The organism is Thalassospira sp. UBA4513, assembly GCF_002388495.1.
GTDB lineage: Bacteria > Pseudomonadota > Alphaproteobacteria > Rhodospirillales > Thalassospiraceae > Thalassospira > Thalassospira tepidiphila.
This window is the reverse complement of record NZ_DGMR01000019.1, coordinates 41433-62999: the sequence shown is the minus strand read 5'-3', so window position 1 is coordinate 62999 and position 21567 is coordinate 41433. Positions and strand designations below refer to the sequence as shown.

General features: G+C 54.4%; 20 protein-coding genes. 7 read left to right on the top strand and 13 right to left on the bottom strand.

Annotated elements, in window-relative coordinates:
• Nucleotides 1-5: 5 nt before the first annotated feature.
• The 3 genes from B2T33_RS06870 to tldD form a co-directional block, all read right to left on the bottom strand.
• The gene (locus B2T33_RS06870; protein WP_197146825.1) at nt 6-1427 is read right to left on the bottom strand and encodes a FecR family protein; all 1422 of its coding nucleotides are present in this window, start codon (nt 1425-1427) and stop codon (nt 6-8) included.
• 2 nt (nt 1428-1429) lie between these two features.
• Nucleotides 1430-2902, bottom strand: coding sequence for a tetratricopeptide repeat protein (locus B2T33_RS06865; protein WP_197146826.1), 1473 nt, complete (start codon nt 2900-2902; stop codon nt 1430-1432).
• 253 nt (nt 2903-3155) lie between these two features.
• Entirely contained in the window at nt 3156-4589 is a 1434-nt protein-coding gene (tldD, locus tag B2T33_RS06860; protein ID WP_008891569.1) for a metalloprotease TldD, read from the bottom strand.
• Between the two features lie 209 nt (nt 4590-4798).
• Here tldD and B2T33_RS06855 point away from each other — a divergent pair, with 209 nt between their 5' ends.
• The gene (locus tag B2T33_RS06855; protein ID WP_063087365.1) at nt 4799-6067 is read left to right on the top strand and encodes a DUF3422 family protein; all 1269 of its coding nucleotides are present in this window, start codon (nt 4799-4801) and stop codon (nt 6065-6067) included.
• A 19-nt stretch (nt 6068-6086) separates the two neighbouring features.
• Here the strand turns inward: B2T33_RS06855 and B2T33_RS06850 are convergent, their stop codons facing one another.
• Nucleotides 6087-7142 (bottom strand): COX15/CtaA family protein, encoded by a 1056-nt coding sequence (locus B2T33_RS06850; protein WP_064782127.1) that lies wholly within the window; start codon nt 7140-7142, stop codon nt 6087-6089.
• A 252-nt stretch (nt 7143-7394) separates the two neighbouring features.
• Between B2T33_RS06850 and B2T33_RS06845 the strand changes: the two genes are divergently transcribed.
• Together B2T33_RS06845 and B2T33_RS06840 are read left to right on the top strand one after the other, a co-directional pair.
• Nucleotides 7395-7955, top strand: a complete 561-nt coding sequence (locus tag B2T33_RS06845; protein ID WP_197146827.1) for a precorrin-2 dehydrogenase/sirohydrochlorin ferrochelatase family protein — start codon at nt 7395-7397, stop codon at nt 7953-7955.
• Nucleotides 7952-8695 (top strand): phosphoadenylyl-sulfate reductase, encoded by a 744-nt coding sequence (locus B2T33_RS06840; RefSeq protein WP_197146828.1) that lies wholly within the window; start codon nt 7952-7954, stop codon nt 8693-8695. Before B2T33_RS06845 ends, B2T33_RS06840 begins: the two co-directional genes overlap by 4 nt.
• Before the next feature lie 49 nt (nt 8696-8744).
• On the opposite strand, the gene B2T33_RS06835 is transcribed toward B2T33_RS06840, so the two are convergent.
• Together B2T33_RS06835 and B2T33_RS06830 are read right to left on the bottom strand one after the other, a co-directional pair.
• Complete coding sequence (locus tag B2T33_RS06835) at nt 8745-10193, bottom strand: deoxyguanosinetriphosphate triphosphohydrolase (RefSeq protein WP_286791563.1); 1449 nt, start codon at nt 10191-10193, stop codon at nt 8745-8747.
• Between the two features lie 112 nt (nt 10194-10305).
• A complete protein-coding gene (locus tag B2T33_RS06830; protein ID WP_008891575.1) occupies nt 10306-10725 on the bottom strand; it encodes a DUF4870 family protein in 420 nt (139 codons plus the stop codon).
• A 227-nt stretch (nt 10726-10952) separates the two neighbouring features.
• On the opposite strand from B2T33_RS06830, the gene gor reads away from it, so the two are divergent.
• Complete coding sequence (gene gor, locus B2T33_RS06825; protein WP_286791562.1) at nt 10953-12314, top strand: glutathione-disulfide reductase; 1362 nt, start codon at nt 10953-10955, stop codon at nt 12312-12314.
• Nucleotides 12315-12654: 340 nt separating this feature from the next.
• Here the strand turns inward: gor and B2T33_RS06820 are convergent, their stop codons facing one another.
• On the bottom strand, nt 12655-13413 hold the full coding sequence (locus B2T33_RS06820) for a hypothetical protein (protein WP_286791561.1): 759 nt from the start codon (nt 13411-13413) through the stop codon (nt 12655-12657).
• Nucleotides 13414-14188: 775 nt separating this feature from the next.
• Between B2T33_RS06820 and B2T33_RS06815 the strand changes: the two genes are divergently transcribed.
• On the top strand, nt 14189-14659 hold the full coding sequence (locus tag B2T33_RS06815) for a hypothetical protein (protein WP_286791560.1): 471 nt from the start codon (nt 14189-14191) through the stop codon (nt 14657-14659).
• A 73-nt stretch (nt 14660-14732) separates the two neighbouring features.
• Entirely contained in the window at nt 14733-14981 is a 249-nt protein-coding gene (locus B2T33_RS06810) for a DUF7660 family protein (RefSeq protein WP_286791559.1), read from the top strand.
• Between the two features lie 89 nt (nt 14982-15070).
• Here the strand turns inward: B2T33_RS06810 and B2T33_RS06805 are convergent, their stop codons facing one another.
• The 4 genes from B2T33_RS06805 to B2T33_RS06790 all read right to left on the bottom strand — a co-directional run bounded on the left by B2T33_RS06805 (nt 15071) and on the right by B2T33_RS06790 (nt 18847).
• Nucleotides 15071-16378: a TRAP transporter large permease gene (locus B2T33_RS06805; RefSeq protein ID WP_008891577.1), complete on the bottom strand. Its 1308-nt coding sequence runs from the start codon at nt 16376-16378 to the stop codon at nt 15071-15073.
• A 73-nt stretch (nt 16379-16451) separates the two neighbouring features.
• Nucleotides 16452-17054 (bottom strand): TRAP transporter small permease subunit, encoded by a 603-nt coding sequence (locus tag B2T33_RS06800; protein WP_286791558.1) that lies wholly within the window; start codon nt 17052-17054, stop codon nt 16452-16454.
• A 155-nt stretch (nt 17055-17209) separates the two neighbouring features.
• The gene (locus tag B2T33_RS06795; RefSeq protein ID WP_008891579.1) at nt 17210-18238 is read right to left on the bottom strand and encodes a TRAP transporter substrate-binding protein; all 1029 of its coding nucleotides are present in this window, start codon (nt 18236-18238) and stop codon (nt 17210-17212) included.
• A gap of 21 nt (nt 18239-18259) precedes the next feature.
• Nucleotides 18260-18847: a gluconokinase gene (locus tag B2T33_RS06790; protein WP_063088005.1), complete on the bottom strand. Its 588-nt coding sequence runs from the start codon at nt 18845-18847 to the stop codon at nt 18260-18262.
• 182 nt (nt 18848-19029) lie between these two features.
• Between B2T33_RS06790 and B2T33_RS06785 the strand changes: the two genes are divergently transcribed.
• On the top strand, nt 19030-20070 hold the full coding sequence (locus B2T33_RS06785) for a LacI family DNA-binding transcriptional regulator (RefSeq protein WP_286791557.1): 1041 nt from the start codon (nt 19030-19032) through the stop codon (nt 20068-20070).
• A 3-nt stretch (nt 20071-20073) separates the two neighbouring features.
• Here the strand turns inward: B2T33_RS06785 and B2T33_RS06780 are convergent, their stop codons facing one another.
• Nucleotides 20074-20640, bottom strand: a complete 567-nt coding sequence (locus B2T33_RS06780) for an IMPACT family protein (RefSeq protein WP_286791556.1) — start codon at nt 20638-20640, stop codon at nt 20074-20076.
• A gap of 69 nt (nt 20641-20709) precedes the next feature.
• Nucleotides 20710-21453, bottom strand: a complete 744-nt coding sequence (locus B2T33_RS06775; RefSeq protein WP_120225468.1) for a sulfite exporter TauE/SafE family protein — start codon at nt 21451-21453, stop codon at nt 20710-20712.
• Nucleotides 21454-21567 lie beyond the last annotated feature (114 nt).

Genomic DNA, 21567 nt, shown 5'->3' with positions numbered 1-21567 from the left:
GAGGATCAATTCAATGTCCCGGATGATGCATTTCCGTTCGGAACGTTCGTGGTCTTCACATTGAAATCGACATGTGTCGCATCCGTAAATGTCGCAGACGGATTACAGTTCATCGTATTGCAGGCGGCGTTATAGCTAAAAGCGCTGTTGTCGAAGGCGACATTTCCGGAACTTGCTGAGTAGTCGAAACCGGAAAAGGATGCCGATCCTCCTGTCCCTACGCCATCATTGATGCTGGTAAATGAAACATCGATCTTTCTGTTTGCGTAATCGACCGTTGTCGAGAAACTGTAAGAAATTCCGCCGCCACTGACATTCAAGGTGCCTGTTGTGGCGCTACCACTCATTACCTGACGAAGTCCGTCATAGTTAAATGGGTCAGATGAGCCGCCTGAACTGCTTGTATTGTTGACCAGATTATTATTCAGGATCGACGTGGTTTCAGCGACATTTTGGGCGCTGTTGACTGTTCCAATTTGCGCCATGGCGACGTCAACGGCCTGCGCGCTGGTTGCGCCGGTCTGGTTTTGCGCCTGTCCGGTTTGCTGGCTCGTGACAACAGGCTGCTGCGTGGTGGATGAGGTCGAGTTTGCACCTGCACCGGAATCCGAGCCACCACCAAGTGATGCGGTGCGGACAACATTTGCTGAAAAATCAAACGTTGCGGCACTGGTCGGGAAACGTGTGGGCGTGGTGACATTGTTGTCTGAAACAAAGACGCCAAAATTTTCGCCAGTCACGCGTTGTGAGCCGCCATTCTGGTTAAAGGCGGCAAAGGCGCCGGGCCGTGATGTCGTGTCATTACGCGAAAGACCGGGTCCTTGGTTCACCGCCATGAAAACCAGCTGGTTTGCGGTGTTTGCGTCGGTGGTATCAAAACTGCCCGGCACGATTTCGTTTGCTTGTTCGGCGGTCATGGAGCGGATCAGGCCAATGGTGCCGCGAATACCGATGGAGCCGACCGGCAGGTTCACATCCATGCTCGATGGATTGTTGAGCGGGATTTTGCCGGTGACAAAGCGCATCACACCTTTGGCCATATCGGCGACAATGCGTCCGTCGCCGGTGGCCGGGTCATAGACGAACTCGTCAATCGCAACGTCGCTGTTCGGGCCGATGGTAAAGACCGTTTCGTCAAGCAACAGGACCTGCATGCCCGAGTTGGCCGATGTAACGATCCGATCCCCCAGATAGACCGGCATGCCACTTTCAACCAGAATGCCGACTTCGCCGGTGACTTTGGAAAGTGTGATTTCGCCGGTTACAGCGGCCGAGACGCCCGCCATTTCGGCTTCAAGTTCTGCACTGGCGGGTTTTGGCGCCATCAAGATTGTTGCGGCAATCAAAGGTGCGCAAAGCAGCGTTTTGCCGGCAAATCGACGGATTGTCGCATTCGATTTCAGGGGCGAATATTTGGCCTTATGCATCACTAGAACTCCCAGCGGCGTGTCAGAAATACCTGTGCACGTGCGTTATGGTATTCGTAGTTGGGAATGTTTGATTTTGTGTTCAGATACTCACCGGTGACCGACCAGTTGATCGGTGCCAGAAAGCCAAGTATCTGATTTGCCGTTTCGCTATCCCCAAACAAGTCGGTCGGCAATATCGTCGCAAGCGGTGCACCGTATGTCAGGCGGATCCGAGTGCTGCGATCCGTGCGATGTTGCGGCGAATTGCCGGTCGTCAGAAAATCCGGATCCCGGTACTGGTCCATGCCATAGCGAATACTTCCGCTGATGTAACTTCCCCCGCCAAACAGATAAGCATGGATCAGCTCGCCGCTCAAGCTATTGTAACTATAATAGTTTCTGGCGGCATCCTTCATCCCGGCCGCAAAATTCAGCGTCGTACGATGATTTGGCGACCAATTGTAGTTGCCCCCGATCCGTGCGCCATAGCGCTGACCGGAATGCAAGCGAAGCGCACTGGATTCAGATGTGTTCTGATATCGCTCGTCAGAATAGCTGATATCGCCGTTGAGGTTAAAGAACGGGCGCACGTTCCAGTCCAGCCGCAGGCGGCCGGTTCTGGCGGTCAGGTACTTCTCGCGCGAAAGCGACTGCGCGGTCTGGCTGAGTGTCGGGGTCAGCATCCAGTATCCGCCGCGAATACGTGTGCCGATTTCTGCCGAAAAGGATCCAAGGTCCAGCGCGTCGAGCTGAACCTGGTCACTGCCATAGCCGGTTAAACTTGCAAAAACCTCGTGACCTTCCTGATAGCCAAGATCATAGCTGACGTCATAGCGAAGCGCCCCGATATAGGCGATGTCGTTGTTGGGTTTGTCTTCGCTTGCGGTGATGGTCGTCGGTGTGCCGGTCAGAAGCTGGACCTTGTCGTTCGGGGCCGCGTTGCGGTTGCTGTCAATCTGGCTTCCCAGTGTCAGGGTCAGGCTTTGGGACAAGCGCTTGCGGCGGCGCTCGATGGCGCTGACATACTGACGGATATTGGCTTCGACATCTGGCGAGATATCCATTTGCAACAGGCGATCAAACTGGCTGCGGGCCTCGTCCAGGCTATCAAGGCGATAAAGAACAATCGCGTAATAAAGGCGTACCGGTGCCAGATCCGGGTCCAGAACAAGAATGCGTTCAAGGGTTGCCGATGCCCCGCGGACGTCGCCACGCGCCAGCTGGGCCTTGGCCCAGCGGAAGTTGAGGACGATGTCATCGGGATTTGCAAGGATGTCGGCATAGGTGATGTCGCCGCCATCATCGGTACTCAGCAGAAAGTTAGCCCGTGCGGTTACGTCGGTGAGTCGCTCGAAATCTTCGGAAAACTGGCGTGCTTCGTCTGTGCGCACATCAATGCTTTGCTGTGCGCTTACCCCGGTTGTTCCGATTGCAAGCGACGTTAGACCCGCTGCAATCAGCGCGGTAACGTACTGCCATCTGCCTGTCGTCAAACTGCTTTCCTACCATTGGCAGGTCAGGACCGTCATCGGGTACACGTAATGTCAGCAGAAAGTTTGGCGACGAAACCCGAATGGCGACCATAACCTGTTTGGAAACGATCAAATCAGATTATGGTCTTTGAAAAGACAGGGATAGCCATTCGGCAGGTTGGTGTTGCCATGTGTGGGTGGATAGTATTTCGCACCTTGCGTATAGTGAATTTATCGAAAGGTGGTTTTGCTCCTATCCATAGGTCACCCAGGGTTATACTGCGGTCCCGCCGACGGTCAGACCATCAATGCGGAGCGTCGGTTGCCCGACACCAACAGGAACACCTTGCCCGTCCTTGCCACAGGTACCGATACCATCATCAAGCGCCATGTCATTGCCGATCATGGAAACCTTGGTCAGGCTGTCTGGCCCGTTGCCGATCAGGGTCGCGCCCTTGACCGGTGCGCCAAGCTTGCCATCCTCGATCAGATAGGCTTCGGAGGCCGAGAACACGAATTTGCCAGATGTAATATCGACCTGACCACCGCCAAAGTTGACGGCATAGATGCCCTTTTTGACCGAGGCCAGAATTTCTTCCGGCTCCTTGTCGCCACCGAGCATATAAGTGTTGGTCATGCGTGGCATCGGGGCGTGGGCGTATGATTGGCGACGTCCGTTACCGGTGGATTTGACACCGGTCAGGCGCGCGTTCAGGCGATCCTGCATAAAGCCCTTGAGGATGCCATCCTCGATCAGGACGGTTTTCTGGGTTGGCGTGCCTTCATCATCAATGGACAGCGACCCGCGACGGTCATGGATGGTGCCATCATCAACCACCGTCACACCCGGCGATGCTATCCGCTGGCCCAGAAGCCCGGCAAAGGCAGAGGTGCCCTTGCGATTGAAATCACCTTCAAGGCCGTGACCGATGGCTTCGTGCAGCAAAATGCCCGGCCAACCCGGGCCAAGCACCACGGTCATTTCACCCGCCGGTGCGGCGACTGAATCAAGGTTCACAACCGCCTGACGGAGCGACTCATCAACCGCCTTTTTCCAGGTTTTCTCATCAAAGAACCCGTCATAACCAATCCGGCCACCTTCGCCGTGTGATCCGGTTTCCATGCGATCGCCCTGTTTGACAACGACCGAGACGTTAAAACGCACAAGCGGGCGAATATCGCCAATACGCTGTCCGCCGGAACGCCAGATTTGCACGGCCTGCCAGTTGCCTGAGATTGAGGCGGAAACCTGTACCACACGCGGGTCACGCGAACGCGCATAGGCATCAATCTGGGCCAAAAGGTCGACCTTGGCCTCAAATGTGGCCTCACCCAGCGGGTTCACGTCGGAATAAAGCGATACGTTCGTACCGATTGATCCCAGATCAACCTTGCCCGAGCGGCCCGAGCCAACCGCCTTGACGGTTTCGGCGGCACGCGCAACCGCGTCATTGGAGAGTTCGTTGGAATGCGAAAAGGCGGTCGCCTCGTCGGCAACAGCGCGCAGGCCAAAGCCCTGTGCGGTATCAAAGTTCGCACTGCGCAGGCGGCCATCATCCCAGACAAGGCTTTCGGATTGGCGATATTCAAGGAACAGTTCCCCGTCTTCGGCAGCGCTGAGTGCATCATTGACCTGTGTTTCAAGCCGGTCGCGATCAAGATCACCCTTGGCGAAAAACAGATTGTCGGTGGTGCGAAGATCGGTCATGGAACCTCCTTGGGGCCGCGATAACACGGCCAGAGAAAATGTCTTTCCCTGTACGATAATTCAGTTGAGGCAGTATTATCCCTTACTCAATTTAGGGTTTCTGATGCCTTCGACTTTCATCTATACAGGTACTTGTTCGGGCAGAGGACAAAGCAATGGCCCGAGTGGTTTATATAGACTGCAATAACCAATTATGAAAGCCCGTGGCAATGTTTGTCGAACATCCCCAGCGCGTCGCCCTTCATAATGAAATCCATGCCCGACCGTTTGGTGGTGTGACTAGCCCGGCGCGGTGTTCCTGCCTTGCCTTTCAAACGGGCGAAGACCTTGATGACGCGGTGCGCGACCACTTCACCGCCTTTTGCCACCGCTACAGCCTGACGCCACCAGCTGCAGATCAAAAATATTTCGAAGCCGCCTGTGATGGATTTTCCGTCATCTGGGAACGGCACGCGGAATTCACGGTCTATGTCTTCAAACGCACCGAGCCATTCGATAACCCGTTCGAAGACCCGGTGATCAATCTTGTGCCGCGCGACTGGCTTGATGAAACACCGGGACAATTGCTGGTGGGGTTGCATATCGTCGTCGACAAGGCTGAGCGGAGTGAGGATGAGCTTTCCCGGCTGTTTGATCACAATGGCCTGACCGGCAGCCGCATATTGGGGGGCACGGCACAGGTCTGGACGGATTTTCGCCTGCATGGCGATGGATTTGGGCGCATCCTGATCAAGGATTGCGGCCTCGAACACCTTCAGGCCGGGCGTCTGGTGCAGCGGCTTAAGGAAATTGAGGTCTATCGCATGATGGCGCTGCTGGCCTTTCCGTTGGCACATACGGCGACACCCAAGGTATCGGAAATCGATACCCGCCTGTCGGAAATCACCGCTGAAATGGCGAGTAAAACCCAGACCAATGACGAAGAAACACTCGCCAAACTGACCGACCTTGCCGCCCAGACCGAGGAAATGGCAGCCTCGCTCAATTACCGGTTCAGTGCAGCGCGGGCCTATTACCGCATCGTACAGGCGCGCCTTGGCGAACTGCGCGAAGAACGCATCGAAGGCATGCAAACCATTGCCGAATTCCTTGAACGCCGCTTGGCGCCAGCAATGCGGACCTGCCAGAATATCGGCGATCGGCTGGAAGTTCTGTCAAAGCGTGTCGCGCGAGCCAACAACCTGCTGCGCACCCGTGTTGATATCCTGCTTGAGGCGCAAAACCGCGACCTTCTGGCCAGCATGGACCGGCGTGTGAAACTGCAACTGCGCCTGCAACAAACCGTCGAAGGTTTGTCGGTGGCCGCCATCACCTATTATGCGGTCGGGCTTCTGGGTTACCTGTTCAAGGCGATCAAGGATACCGGCGTTCCGATCAACGACCGGGTTGCCACCGGTGTTGCCGTGCCACTGGTGCTGGGCGCGATCTGGTTTTCGATGCACCGCATCCGCAAGGCGCTGCATCGTGCCGATGACTAACTAACGATACGTCCGCGACTTAGGCCGTATCGCGCAGTTTGTAGGCGGCATAGGTTGTAGTCCCAACCAGAACAACCGCACCGGCCTGATGGGCGACACCCAGCGGTAGCCACACGACGCTCAGAAGCGTTGTGATGCCAAGCGTGACCTGCAGGCAGGCCGCAAGCAGAACCAGATGGGTGGCAAAGCGTTGGTTGGGGTTAAGGTCCCATTTGCCAGCACGCCACCAGAACACCAGCACCATCACGAATGTCAGTTTCGCCAGCCAGCGATGATCCCACTGCACTGTCATGTGGTCCTCAAATGGCGCGAGCCAGGCCGGATCAAACACGAACAGGCCATCGGGGATCAGTTGCCCGTCCATCAGCGGGAAGGTGTTGTATATGTGCCCGGCATTAAGACCGGCGACAAAGCCGCCGGACAGGGCGGTAAGCACAATCAGACACAGCAACTGCAAGGCGCGCGTTGACGCGGCTGTGGTTGTCACACGCGGGCTCAACTGTTGCAGGGCAACCCACAGCAGGGCGATGAAAATAACCAGTGCCAGACCGAAGTGCGCGGTCAGGCGATACTGGCTGACATCGGGGCGATCAACCAGACCGCTCATCACCATGTACCAGCCCATCAGGCCCTGCAGACCACCAAGGATGAACAGCCCCCAGAGCTTCCACTTGGTTGCGCGATCAATCGATTTCTTGGCCAGGAACCAGACAAACGGGATGAAGAACACGATCCCGATCAACCGTCCCCACAGGCGGTGGATGAATTCCAGCCAGAAGATCGATTTGAAATCCTCCACCGACATCCATGCGTTGATCTTCTGGAACTCGGGATACTGGCTGTATTTTTGATAAAGCGTTTGCCAGTCGGCCTCATTCATCGGCGGAATGATGCCGGTAAAGGGCCGCCATTCCACAATCGAAAGCCCGGATTCAGTCAGGCGCGTCAAGCCGCCGATCACCACCATGATGAACACCATCGCCGCACATGAAAACAGCCAGATGGCGACGTTTTTGTTGGCTTGTGGGTGCGCAAGGCTGACTTCGGACAGGGCAGGGGAGGCACTGCTGGACATCTGGACGCTCTCTTGACGATATCTTCTGGCGGACGGGTTTTGAAATTTGGCCCAATATAGGGCGATTTTGCAAGAATTGCAGGAAAAGCTTTACGGAAAAATCGGGTCTGATGGATCAGTCAGTTCGCAACTATTAAATACCAATATTTAGTGTTATTTATATATAAAACACATAAAAAATGTATTGAATAATTTGCTATCCACACTCATAGTCATGGGCAATAGAGAGAAACCCGCATTAGAGGATCGACGATGTTTCCCATCAATCTGGACCTGACGCGACTTTCGGTCGCTTTGGTCGGCAACGGTCAGGCCACCCTGAACCGGTTGCGCCAGTTTGACGGTGATGGGGCAAAATACGTTACCGTCTATTCTGAAGACCCGATACCCGAACTGACCGAACAGGCCGGTGATCGGTTGCAGCGCTATTTGCCAAATTCGGCGGATGTCAACGCGGCCTCCATCATGTTTATCATCGACCTTGATCTTAAAAAGGCAGCCGAGCTGGCCTCCATTGCCAAGGCCGTTGGCACGATTGCGAATGTCGAGGACGTCAAACAATATTGTGATTTTTCATCGCCCGCGCGCATTCAGCGCGGTGATCTGATGATCACGGTTTCGACCAATGGGAAGAGTCCAAGACTTGCAGGACGCATTCGTCGTGCTATAGAGAACTGGCTTGATCCGAAATGGTCCGAACGTCTATCCATTCTTGCCGACCAGCGAGAGAAGTGGAAGGCCGACGGTGCTGATATGAAGCAGTTACTTGAGAAAACCGACGATTTTATTGATCGTCGTGGATGGTTGCCATGAATGTATTGCGCGAAGAAGATATTGTGACCGGCGGTTCGATGTCTACCGAAGAGGCAACAGACCGTGCTGCGGCTTTGCTAAGCCGTTATGGAGATCTGCAAGGTGTCGCTCTAATTGAACCGATGGTGCATGAAGAATTCAACGGCCGCATCACCATGACCTCATCCTTCGGGACAGAGGCCGCCGCCCTTCTGGCGCTGGTGGCCGAGGTCGACCGTGATCTGCCGGTGATCTTCCTTGATACCCGCAAGCTGTTTGGCGAAACGCATACCTATCGCGAAAAGCTGGTCGACCATTTGGGCCTGACCAATATCAAGATCATGCGCCCGGACGAGGAAAAGCTTAAGGCCGAGGATCCCAACGGCATGCTGTTTGCCTCGGACGTGGCGAAATGCTGCTATCTGCGCAAGGTGGAGCCGCTTCAGCGTGCGCTTGAGGGCTATGACGCCTGGTTGACCGGGCGCAAACGCTTCCACGGTGGCGAACGTGATGCGCTTCCGGTGATCGAGCCGGCGGGTTCGCGGATCAAGATCAATCCGCTGGCGGGGTACAAGCGCGAAGATATCGAAGACATCTTTGAGCATCGCGCGTTGCCGCGTCATCCGCTTGAGGCTGAAGGCTTCCTGTCCATCGGGTGCATGCCTTGCACCGAACGTGTTGATCCCAACACAACCGATGTCCGTGCCGGACGCTGGGCCGGGCAGGACAAGACCGAGTGCGGCATTCACTACATCATCTAGGCCCAATCAGCCTTTTATGAAAAACCCGGCCATCTGGCCGGGTTTTTTGTTAGATGGTGATGCCCTGAAGCTTTCGGAACAGTGTCACCGCATAACGATCCGTCATGCCGGAAATGTAATCCATCACCCGCATCAGGCGGCTATAGAGGTCGGGGGCTGCCATCAGCTTGCCCGACAGAAGCTTGTCGATGCGATCCGCCTGTGGTGGCAGGCGTTTGCCATGGTTTTTATGCTCGTCAATGTCGATGGCGGCCCGGACAAAACTGTCCAGCAGGCCATTGATGACCTCAAACCCGGCCATTTCAATCGGCAGGACATGCGGGGCGTTATAGATCTTTTGCACCGCCAGTTTCTTGCACGCCTTGGCATAGGGGCCAAGCGGGGTGTTGGCCAAAAGATCACCTTCGATGGTGCCGGCAAGCAATGCGTCTTCATGTTCGATGAAGGCATCAACTGCCGCCTTGACCAGATTGCCAATCGCCTTGCCACGCAGGAAACCAATCCGGTCATCTTCGGATTTTTCGGCATACCAGCCTTCCGAACGCAGGTCTTTCCAGCGCTGTTCGGCATCGCCGTCATATTTTTCCGGATGGCGAGCAATCGGGGCCAGCGCGCGTTCGACTTCCTCAAAACTGACACAGCCCAGTTCCCAGCCATCTTCAAGATCGACCACGGAATAACAAATGTCATCGGCCGCCTCGACCAGATAGACCAGCGGATGACGCCGCCATGCGCCATCAAATCCTTCAAGCGGGGATAGGCCACAAACCTTGGCAATCGCCTGCGCAATGTCGCGCTCTGCCTGATAATAGCCGGGCTTTTTAAGGCCGGTATATTCCTTGCGGCGGGCGTCGGGAACGGACGTGCTGCGCGGATATTTGATGAAACTGCCCAGCGTGCCGTAAGTCAGGTTAAGCCCACCGTCAAAGCGCTTCATTTCAAGCTGGCTGATGATGCGTAACCCTTGGGCGTTGCCTTCGAAATGGCGCAGATCTTCAAGCTCCGGCCCGGAAAGTCGTGATGTCAGCTCATCCTTGGCAAGGCGCGATGTGGTGAACCATTCATTGATGGCATCCTCGCCGGAATGCCCAAATGGCGGATTGCCGATATCATGGGCCAGGCACGCGGCCTGCACCATATACCCGATATCGGCCACGGTGGTTTCCGATCCCTTGGGCAGGTTTTTGACGATATGCGCGCCCGCCATCAGGCCAAGCGATTGCCCGACCGAGCCGACCTCGATCGTGTGGGTCAGGCGGGTATGGACATGATCATTTTCGGATAAGGGGTGAACCTGCGTCTTGTTTTGCAGACGCCGGAACGAGGATGAGAAGATTACCCGATCAACATCGATCTGAAACGGGCTTCGGCCATCGGGTGTCGGATAAGGGGCACCTTCGGGCAGGCGAATTTTGCCATCCTTGAATTCAAGCCGATGAGAAGAAAGAAGATCTTCCCAGCGCATCTTATCGCCGGAACCCTGTACAGACGACGCCACTTTTTACCCCTGTCCAAATCAAATGTTATTATCGGGCAACTTTAACGGGCCGGGGAGTCCGGTGCAATCGGACAAACAGTCTTTGACCCGATTGCACCGCGTTTATGGGCGATCAGCCAAAGAACCAGCTTTGCGGGTTATCAATCGGACGGCCATTCAGCGCACGCAGAAGGCCGATCACATTACGCCCGATAAACCAGGCGGTGGTGTAAAGGGCCATCAACCCGACAATAGCCCAGCCCAGAAGCGGGATCCAGCCAATCACGAAGGTGAAGAAGCCAAGAATGATGGCATAAAGGATGCTGATCCAGAATGTCCGGATGACAAAGGTGTAGTGGCTGTTGGTCCAGTGATTGTCGTCTTCGCGCGCGACGTAGGACACAATCAGCGCAATCAAACCGGTGGCAAAGGCCGTAAACAGGGTTGCGATCATCAGCCCGTAACAGACAGCGGCCGTATTCCCGCCGCGCTCGTCAGTATAGCGCGGTGCATTGTCAAAAGACGCATCCTGACCGTGGATATGGTCGTTCATGGATAAAATCCTATCAAGTTGTCGCAATCCCCATCGCGTCTTTGCCATCATATAGCGCGAAAGTTTATAAAAGCTATCCCATAGCGGCATCTTGCGCCTTTGCGGGCACATTGGGGCCCTTTCACGCGGATTTTACGCCCGGTTTACCGTGTTTTGCCTCGACTCTTGGCAAATTCGCCCTACATTTGGCGCCATGTTGTCAATTGACCAAAAACAGGAATTTCCGCATGTCGGACTATGATTTTGATTTGTTTGTTGTTGGTGCCGGTTCGGGTGGTGTGCGCGCCGCCCGCGTGGCATCGGGATATGGCGCCAAGGTTGCCATCGCCGAAGAAAGCCAGGTCGGTGGTACGTGCGTGATCCGTGGCTGTGTGCCGAAAAAACTGCTGGTGTATGGCGCACACTTTGCTGAGGATTTCGAAGATGCCTCTGCCTATGGCTGGACCCTTCCGGGCGAACCGACTTTTAGCTGGAAGACCCTGATCGAAAACAAGGATACCGAGATCAATCGTCTCAATGGCATCTATAAAAGCCTTCTGAAGGGATCGAATGTCGAGCTGTTTGAAAGCCGTGCGGTCCTGAAAGATGCCCATACCCTTGAGGTCGGCGATAAAACGGTGACCGCCGAACGCATTCTGATTGCGGTGGGCGGCACGCCGGTCATGCCCGATATCCCTGGTATCGAACATGCCATTTCATCCAATCAGGCCTTCCATCTTGAAGACCTGCCCGAACGCATCGCGGTTGTTGGCGGCGGTTACATTGCCGTTGAATTTGCCGGTATCTTTGCCGGTCTTGGCGCAAAGGTGACCCAGTTCTATCGCGGTGATCAGATCCTGCGCGGCTTTGATAACGATATCCGCAACCATCTGGCCGCCGAAATCGTCAAAAAGGGCATTGATCTGCGTCTGGACACCAATGTCACGGCGATTGAAAAGAATGACGACGGCTCTCTCAGCCTGACGCTGACCGGTGGTGGGCATCAGGAAGTCGATGCCATCATGTTTGCCACGGGGCGCGAACCCAAAACCCACGGTCTGGGTCTTGAACAGGCCGGGGTGGAATTGAACGACCGCGGGGCGATCAAAACCAATGCCGGTTTGCAGACCAGCGTTCCAAACATCTATGCCGTTGGCGATGTCCGCGATCACGTGCAACTGACGCCGGTCGCGATCAAGGAAGGCATGTCCTTTGCCGATACGGTTTATGGCGGCAAGCCTTGGTCGATGTCCTATCAGGCGATTCCGACCGCTGTATTCAGCCAGCCACCGGTTGGCACCGTCGGACTTTCCGAGGAAGAAGCGCGCGATAAGGGCAAGGACATCGAAATCTATAAATCAACCTTCAAACCGATGCGCCACACCCTGTCGGGCCGTGATGAAAAAACACTGATGAAGCTGGTTGTCGACAAAACCACCGATGTGGTGCTTGGCGCCCATATGGTTGGCCCGGATGCGGCAGAAATCATTCAGGGCATCGGCATTGCGGTTCGAATGGGCGCAACCAAGGCGCAGTTCGATCAGACCGTTGCGGTTCATCCGTCTGCGGCAGAGGAATTTGTCACCATGCGCTTCCCGGTTAGCGACTGATTTGGACTAAAAAGGGCGGTATCACGTGATACCGCCCTCCTCAACTAGTCTTTAACCAAAAAACGGAAGCATTTCCCGTTTTTTGCTTACCTGCGCTGCCCAGTGCGTGGATCCGTAACGTACTTAGTGTAAACGTAGCGGTAGCCCGGCGGGGCGATATCTCTTGAAGTTGTCATACCTCAATCTCCAATATCGAGGATTTACTTGACACTGGAGCCCCTGATAATGCACGTTGAGTTTGCGAAACTTAATCGTGCTGGGGCTTTCCCAGCCCTCCCGTGGGCAAATCCAGTACCTCAGGAGGAATTTTGCCCTGCAGCGCCAACTGCAGGGCATTTCTCTAATGCTCATCAGTCATTATCAGGTTAATTTGATTGATGAGCTGTTGTTTGTCTTCTTCAAAAAATGGTGTTGGTATTTCCAGCCAAGCTTTGCGCCCGTGGCGAAGCCGTACTGGTATTCGGTCGTTACTTAATTGTTTCGACTCGCTGCCGGATTGTTCTGGCTCGCTACTTGTTGTCTGCGAAAGGAGCCTTCTTGCAAGGATTTCTCTGACGGGGCTCGCTGCCTTGTCGCTGGTATCAGTTACCTCATCAATGTCATTTTCTGTGTCTGTGTCTTGAGTTGATGAAGGCGCAGGATTTTCTGTTGTGGCAGCTGTCTGTTCTTCGCTCTCTGGCGATGCAAAGGTTAAAGAGTTTTTGAACGACGTTAGGCAGCTTTGTGCTGCTGCAGGCAGAAATTCCATTTGTATCAAGTCATACTTGATCGCCGCGTCAGAAGGTAGGTGTGCGCCGTACTTATCAAAGAGCTTTTGGAAGACAGGCGGCGTAAGTAGCCACTTTCTCAAAAGTGCTTTCTTGGCTTCTTTGCTCGGAGCATACTCAAATATCTCAACGTCCTTGGAAGCGGCTAGCATTCCAGGGCCGGCGCGTTCTACTAAGCCAAAGTAGCGTAGGGATGCCATCGCTGAGAGCGCTGATCCATTGTTGGCGTTACTGTACCCCATGCTTTGCGCTGCCGCATCGTTTGGAATGGCGTGCAAATGATTCTCTTTATAGAGGCTAACTGCCTTCTCAAGGGATTCCTGCAAATCCATCGAAGGGTATCTGGGACTCTTTTTTCGCGCCATCGATTTGCCCTTGGCTGAGTAGAATTGTCTCTCTTGATATCACTATTTTTCGGTTCAATCAACGTATCAGTACGTGGATTTGTGGAAAATTGACGTTCTTTATGGCGTATTAACTTTTTTGTTTTTCGGTGAATAGTTGTAAATTATTGAAATAATTGATTATTTTCTGATCTTAACATTTATAATCTTCATGTTTTTAAACGTATTTCCCTGCGTTTCTCGATATGCCTGTGGATATCTCTGTTGAAATTTTAAAATAGTTGTTGTTTTTCAAGTGATTAGGTGGTGGGTGTGAAAAGTATGTGGTCTTCTCGTGGGTAGCGGTATCCGTTTTTGGGGTAGTTTTCAGCTGTGTGTGGATAGGTATGGGGCTGAGGGGGTGCCCCAAGTAAAAGAGGGCAGAACCAGATGGCTCTGCCCTCTTTTACTTGGAAGCAGTCCGTGACTGACTTCCGACGCGAAGCCGTAAATATCTTCCCCAGTTCGATCAGGCTGTTGCAGTTCATCCGTCCGCGGCGGAGGAATTCGTGACGACGCGCTTCCCTGTTGTCAACGGATAGCTCTTTTTGTCGTCTCTCCAGATTTTAGACGGTGCCCATTGGGCACCGTTTTTTTTGTCAAATGTCTAAGCCGTTGAGGATCACACTTGTTTATCAGCGGCGTCCTAGTGACCTCGCTACATGCTGGATGGACAAGATGTCTGAACAGCCTCTGTAGTGATCACAAGATCACGAGGACAAATATGAAAATCATGACAAGAACTAAGACGACACTCCTGGCGGTGCTGATGCTTTTGGGTGCGGGTATTGTTGCGACAAATCCGGCATTCGCATATTTCAGTGCAAGCGATTTCAGCACTATCGATTGTTCCGGCCTGATCGACCCGGATGATGTTCGGTTTAGCCAGGACAGCATTTCTGCCAATTTCTCTGATCAGAAACCCGTTAAAGACCTGATCGATGGACTGAAAGATGGATCGGTGAAGCCGTCTGATGTGCCGGCAATCCGTATCGTCAAAGTCGATCCCAAGCAGGTTGTCAAATCAGGTGGAAATGAAGTGGCAGCAGGCGTTTATACGATCGATAATCGTCGCCTTTACGCGTTCCAGCAGGCGGGTAAAAATATCCCCTGCACCAAATTGGACTCAATTCCAGAAAATCAGAAATTCAAGTTCACGACAGACAACGATGGTACTTCCATCAGGGTCCGTTAAAAATAGTCGCCGGGAGGGCTGTCATGTCCTCCCGTGCCGGATGGACAAATATCATCTCTAAGGAGTGCGATAAATGGGCGAAGACGAGCTTCAGGAACTTGCAAAGGTCATAACGTGCAAGGAAGATTTTATCGCTTTTCTTGGGCATCTTATCGCGGACGGACGTGAGACTCCTGACAAGTGGGAAAACGCAAACGCATTATCTTACATTGATGGAATGCGTGGCTATCTCATGGATACGAAAGAAGAAGACTCTGAGAACAGGAGCATAAATTGGCCAAGGCTTGCCGGTGTCATGTTGGCTGCCAGAGTTTATGAATAAGACTAGGCGTATGCAGGCAGATACACCCGGGCCCGTTTGCGCGTCTCGTAAAGAAAAAGGGCGGAGCCAGCTGGCTCCGCCCTTCGTTTTTAGCCCCCAGCAAGGCCCGGGAAGATGATCAGAAGGGCGACGGCCAAAATCTGCAGGCAGATAAACGGCAGAAGCGACTTGAAGATGTCGCCTAGCGATATGTCGGGTGGCGCGACCGATTTCAGGTAAAAGGCCGCAGGCCCGAATGGCGGCGACAGGAAGCTTACCTGCATGTTCATGGCAAACAGCACACCAAACCAGACCGGGTCATAGCCGAGCTCTTTTACGATCGGCACAAAGATCGGCATGGTCAGAAGCGCAATACCGACCCAGTCAAGGAACATGCCCAGCACAAACAGGATCAGCATCATGAACAGGATGATGATGGTCGGATCATCGGAAATGCCGGTGATCAGGGTTGAGACAAACTTGATCCCGCCCATCAGGTTGAATACGCCGACAAGGGCAGATGCACCGATGCCGATCCAGACAATCATGCCGCAGGTCGAAAGCGTTTGAAGTGCTGCCGCCTTAAGCATCGGAAGCGAAAATTCCCGGCGCAGGACGGTCGAGGCAATCACACCTGCCACACCGACGGCCGAGGCCTCGGTCACGGATGCGATGCCACCATAGATCGACCCCAGAACACAGAACACGACCAGAATGGGCAGGAAAAGGCCCTTGAGCAGGCGGATCTTTTCTTCGCGCGGGATTTTTTCGGTCTGTGGCGGCGGGGCAATGTTGTTACCGGTGTAAGAGCGAAACAGCACATAGGCGACATAGAAGCCCGCCAGCATGAAGCCCGGCAAAAAGGCCGAGGTGAACAGATCACCGATCGATACGTTCGCGGTCAGGCCATAAATGATCAAAACAATGGATGGTGGCACCATGGTGCCCAGCGACCCGCCAGCACAAACAACGCCGATGGCAAGGTTCTTGTCATAGCCCTGACGCAGCATCTGGGGCAGGGCGATCAGGCCCAGCAGAACAATCTCGCCACCGATGATGCCGCTCATCGCAGCCAGGATCACGGCAACAAAGATCGTCTGAACCGCAACGCCGCCTTTAAGGCGTCCGCCAAACAGGCGCATGGCATCAAACAGGTCGCGCGCAATACCGGATCGGTCAAGGATCGCCGCCATCAGGACGAACATCGGCACCGAGACGAAAACAAAGGATGAAACGAATGAATAGACCCGGCTTGTGATCAGCGGCACCGCCATCGGGCCGAACCAGCCAAGGGTAAAGATCAAGGCAATCAGCAGCGTGACAAATGCCAACGGCATGCCGGTCACAAGGAAACCGAGCAGCATGACAAACATGGCAAGTGTGCCGAATTCGATGCCAAGGGACTGTAAATCAAACATTTAAATGTATCCTGTTGCGCTGCTTGGCATGGCCGTGCGAAGACGCATCAATTGATTGGGCACGAGGCGCAGATTATTCGGTCGAAGTGTGGGATGTCGGCATGATTGGTGCCTTGCGGGCATAGTTGAAGGCCTGAACCAGGAACTGAACCATCAATACAATCAGGACCACCAACAAAAATACCTTAAGCACGCCCGGATAAGGCGCATTGAACGCACTGCCGGTTGTTTCAAGGTGGATGTCACCGGTGGGCGTAAAGACAGCACGTTCGACCATCAGCCAGGCGGCCCAGGCAAAGAAGCCCGATGCGATCATGCAAACCAGCGAAATACAGATATCAAGCGTCTTGCGCATTTTCGGTCCGGCAATGTCATAGAGCAGGACAACACGAATATGCTTGTCGCGCGCGGCACAATAAAGGCCGCCAAACACAAAGCCGACAGCACAGATAAAGGTCGTGGTTTCATGCGCCCACAAGGTCGGGCTGCCAAAAACGTGACGTGCCACGATCTCATAGATCAGCGTCGCCATGGAAAGCAGAAATCCAATGGCGAACACGCTGGAAACCTTCGTAATCATCTGGCCCAGAAGACCGGACACCTCAGTTGCCTGATCGGTGCTTTCTTCAAGTTCGGGAAGTTCGGGCAACGGTGAGTGTTGCGGGGTGTCAGACATTTCTGCGTTCCTTGCATCAACAGGAAATACAATCCGGCAAGGAGGGAGGCCTTCAGTCCCGATACGTCTCGGATCACGGAACCAGCCGGATTGTATCCCAGCAGTTTGCCGGCAGCAGCACGGTGCGTTGCTGCCGGCGAAAAAGCTGTTCTGTCTTAGATCATACCCTGTGACTTAAGGTAGTCTACAAGGGTGTCGTATACACGCTGTGCATCTTCGGAACGTGCCGCAACTTTTTCCCACTGGCTGGTGGCAATCTGACGGAATTTCGCACGCTCTTCAGCCGACCAGTTGTGGATGGTGACGCCACCTTCCGAACGGGCCTTGGCAACAGCTTCCATGTCTTTCATCGCCAGACGTGCATCCATGTCATGGGCCAGATCACGGACCGACATTTCAAGGATCGCCTGGATATCAGCCGGCATGGAATCCCACTTGGTTTTGTTGATCGAGACTTCAAGCATCGGCATGGAGTGGAAGCCCGGATAGACCGGATGTTTTGCAACATCATGCAGACCCATGGCCTGGTTGGTCGAGAACACGGTCGCATCCGCAGCATCGATCACTTTTTTATCAAGCGAGGTGAATACTTCGGACTGCGGGATGTTCACCGGCGATGCGCCGGCTGCGGCGAAGACCTGCTGAACCATGCCTTCCGGGGCACGCATTTTCAGGCCTTTAAGATCGGCAACGCCATCAAGCGGGACAGAGGAAACAAATGCTTCCAGGCCCGGGGTAACGGCACCGACGAACTGCAAACCACGCGGGTTCAGAAGGCTGTTCATCAGTTCCTTGCCGCCGCCATATTCAACAAAGCGCAGCATTTCGGACGGTGCCGACCATGCGCCAACCGGGTTGGCGATCAGGCCGAATGCCGGATCTTTACCGGTGAAATAGCTGGTGTCGGTGATGTGACCGTCAAGAATGCCAGCGGCAATTGCGTCCTGGGTTTCGGCATGTTCGACAATCGAGTTAACCGGCAGCATTTCCACGGAAACACGGCCACCGGTCATGACGCCGACACGTTCGGCCCATTCCTGTTCCAGCTCAAAGTTAGGCACGCCAGCAGCATCGCTCGACTGCATTTTGAGGGTAAATTCCTGTGCATTGGCGGCAAACGGCGCCGTTGCAATCAGGGTTGCGATAAAGCCTGCACCTGCAAGCGATTTAAGAGTCTTGGTCATTCGTCTTCTCCCTAAAATGCCTTATTTTCCGGCAGTATTCTCTTTGACAAAGGAAAAACTGCCGTCTTCACGCTCCGCCAGTCGGTCAAGGACCGTGGCAACAACAGTTTCAAGCGGGGCATCGATAAAGACAGTCACGCAATTCTCGTCCGGCCCCGGCGGCTCGAGAGCTGTAAACTGGCTGTCTAAAAGTGCGGATGGCATGAAATGACCGACGCGGCGTTCAAGCCGGGTCTGGATCACTTCGCGCGTGCCATCCAGAAAAACAAAGGTGATCGGGTCGAGGTGCCTGCGCAACACATCGCGATAGCGACGTTTAAGCGCAGAACAGGCGATGAAAATGGCCTGACCGGACTTCGCGCTCCCGGCTTCCCCATCAGTTGAACCAGCCTGCGTGCGGGCCGCTGCTGCGACCGCATCAAGCCAGGGCCAACGCATATCGTCATTGAGCGGAAGACCACGGCGCATGTGTTCGACATTCGTGCTTGGATGGTGATCGTCGGCGTCCAGATACATGGTATCTGTCATGCTTGCCAGACGACGCGCGACCTCGGTTTTGCCCGATCCGCTCACACCCATGACAACGACATACTGCGTTTGCCGGTTCATTGAATTCGATGCACTCACTGATTTTCAGGGCGGGTTTTACTCTTGGACTGCCCTGTTGTGTTATAATGTTAGCGCTAACATAATGTTAGCGCTAACATTGAGTCAACAGCCGAATTTCCGTTGTTTGCTTTACCGTCAGAAGGAGCTTGTCGGTTTGGAAAAGACGTAATAAATGTAAGGTTATGAGGAAGCGCAAAGGGGCCGGACGGCCAACAATATCCGATGTTGCCGAACGGGCTGGCGTCAGCACCATTACGGTCTCACGCGCGTTGCGCGATCCGTCAAAGGTGTCTGATCACCTGCGACGAAAAATCAACGATGCGGTGCGCAAGCTTAATTACGTGCCCCATTCGCATGCCAGCGCGCTGGCCTCGACCCGATCAAATGTCATCGGTGTGATCGTTCCCTCGCTGACCAACAACGTGTTCGCCGATACGCTGCGTGCCATTTATGACGAGCTCTATCAGGGACCGTTTCAGGTGCAGCTCGGCAACTCGCGCTATGTCGCCAAGGACGAGGAACGCCTTGTGCGCACCTTCCTTGGCCAGGGCCCGTCAGCCATGATTGTCGCCGGGATTGATCAGACCGATGCAACCCGCGAACTTCTTGAAAATGCCGAATGTCCGGTGGTCCAGGTCATGGATATCAGTGATGACCCGATCGACATGATGGTCGGGTTTTCGCATTTCGAAGGCGGGCGGGCCGCCGGTGTGCATCTGGTGCAAAAGGGCTACAAACGCATCGGGTTTCTTGGCGCGCGCATGGATCCGCGCTCGCACCGCCGTATGGAAGGTTTCAAGGAAGCCTTGCGTTCAGGCGGGCGATATGACCCGGACCTGATGATGACGACCACCGATTCTTCAAGTGTCTCGCTTGGCGGGCATTTGATCGAACAGTTGCGCAAACGTCGCCCGGACCTTGATGCCGTGTTTTGCAACAATGATGACATGGCGCTTGGCGCGCTGTTTGGCTGTCAAAAGGCCGGTATCTCGGTCCCAGACGAAATGGGGATCATCGGATTCAACGACCTTGAAATGATGGCGGCAAGCTACCCGTCACTGACTTCCATCCGAACCGACCGCTATCAGATCGGCAAACGGGCTGTGCAAATGATCAAAGCGGTGCTGGACGGCGAAACCCCCGAACAAAAAATCATCGATCTCGGTTTCGAACTTCAATGCCGTGAAAGCACCATGCGCCCGAAGTCAAAGGCGCGCTCATAACTCTCACTCAGGCATTGGAAACTGAACGCTAAGCTCTGCCAGGCGTTCACGTGGTCCGGTGATTTTGATGTGCGTTCCGTCGGTATCAAACTGACGATCAAGGATGGTGATGCCGTCCTCTGCGCAGGCCTGTTCCAGCGTTCCGGCATCGGAAAATCCGGCAAACAGCTCTGCCTCACCCTGCGGGATGTATTCGATGATTTCGGCAACATCGCAAACCGCATTGGCCGCCCCGCTATAGGCGCGCACCAACCCGCCTGTTCCCAGTTTTGTTCCGCCGAAATAGCGGGTCACAATCACCGCAACATTGATCAGATCACGTCCCTGAAGGACTTTGAGGCACGGGATACCCGATGTGCCGGATGGTTCCCCGTCATCCTTGCCGTGTTCAATCAGTTGGCCTTCGTCATTAAGGTAACGATAGGCGTTCACATGATGATTGGCCTTGGGGTGGAGGGCACGCAATTCATCAATCCGCTTGGCCAGATCGTCATGAAAAACGAGTTCGGCCAGAAAGCGGGACTTCTTTTCTTCGGTTTCGGCAAAGGCAGGGCGGGCGATGGTTTTCATGGCGATGTGCTATCAGAAATGGCCGGGTTGTGCCAGATGGCATCGCGGCCCGGCGTTGGCGTTTGACCGTTAAGACGCAAACAGTTTGCCGACCAGAATGACGCCAAAAATGATCAGCATGATCAAAACAACCTTGCGGAAGGTTTCCGCATCCATCCGGTCCCGCACCCGCGTGCCCAGCTTGGTGCCCAAATAAACCGGCACCAGTCCGGCCAGCGATATCCAAAGCGTTTCAATCGTCATCAGCCCCAATCGCGCAAGGCCAAGTGCCATGACGATGCTTGAAAGACTGAACGAGATATTGATCGCCGTCAGGAAACGTTTGGGTTCAAGCCGCATGGAAAGCAGGAAGGGCAACACCGGCATGACCTGCGATCCGGTGATGCCGTTGATAAGACCCGTGGCAAAACCGGATATCGGGGCCAGTCGCCGTGCAAGCTTGTCAGATAGCGGCTTGCCATGACGAAACAGGGTAATCGCCCCATAATTCATCAACACCAACCCCAAAACCGCCCCGGCCAGAATGCTGTCGACCATTTCAAGCACAGCAAGCCCGATCAGAATGCCCGGAATGGTCGCGAGAAACATCGGCCAGAACCGGTTGATCGTTTCACGAAAGTGACCCGCCTGCGCCATGATGATGGAATTGCTGACAAGCGATGGAATGATCACCAGCGGCATGCCCGCCTTAAGCCCCAGCCCAAGGGCCAGGATCGGCAAGGCCGATGTCGAAAAGCCAAGCCCGGTTGCCCCTTTGACGAAAGCGGCAACGAAATAGGCACAGGCAATTATCGCAAGTGTTTCAAGGGGCATAGGGGATCCGGCTGAACGGTGGCGCTGCTGGTGGTAGGCGCTGGCAGTGTGCCCGCAAATCATGAACTGTGCAATTGGTCTGATGATTGCGTAGTGCCGGATTCGCACTACCTT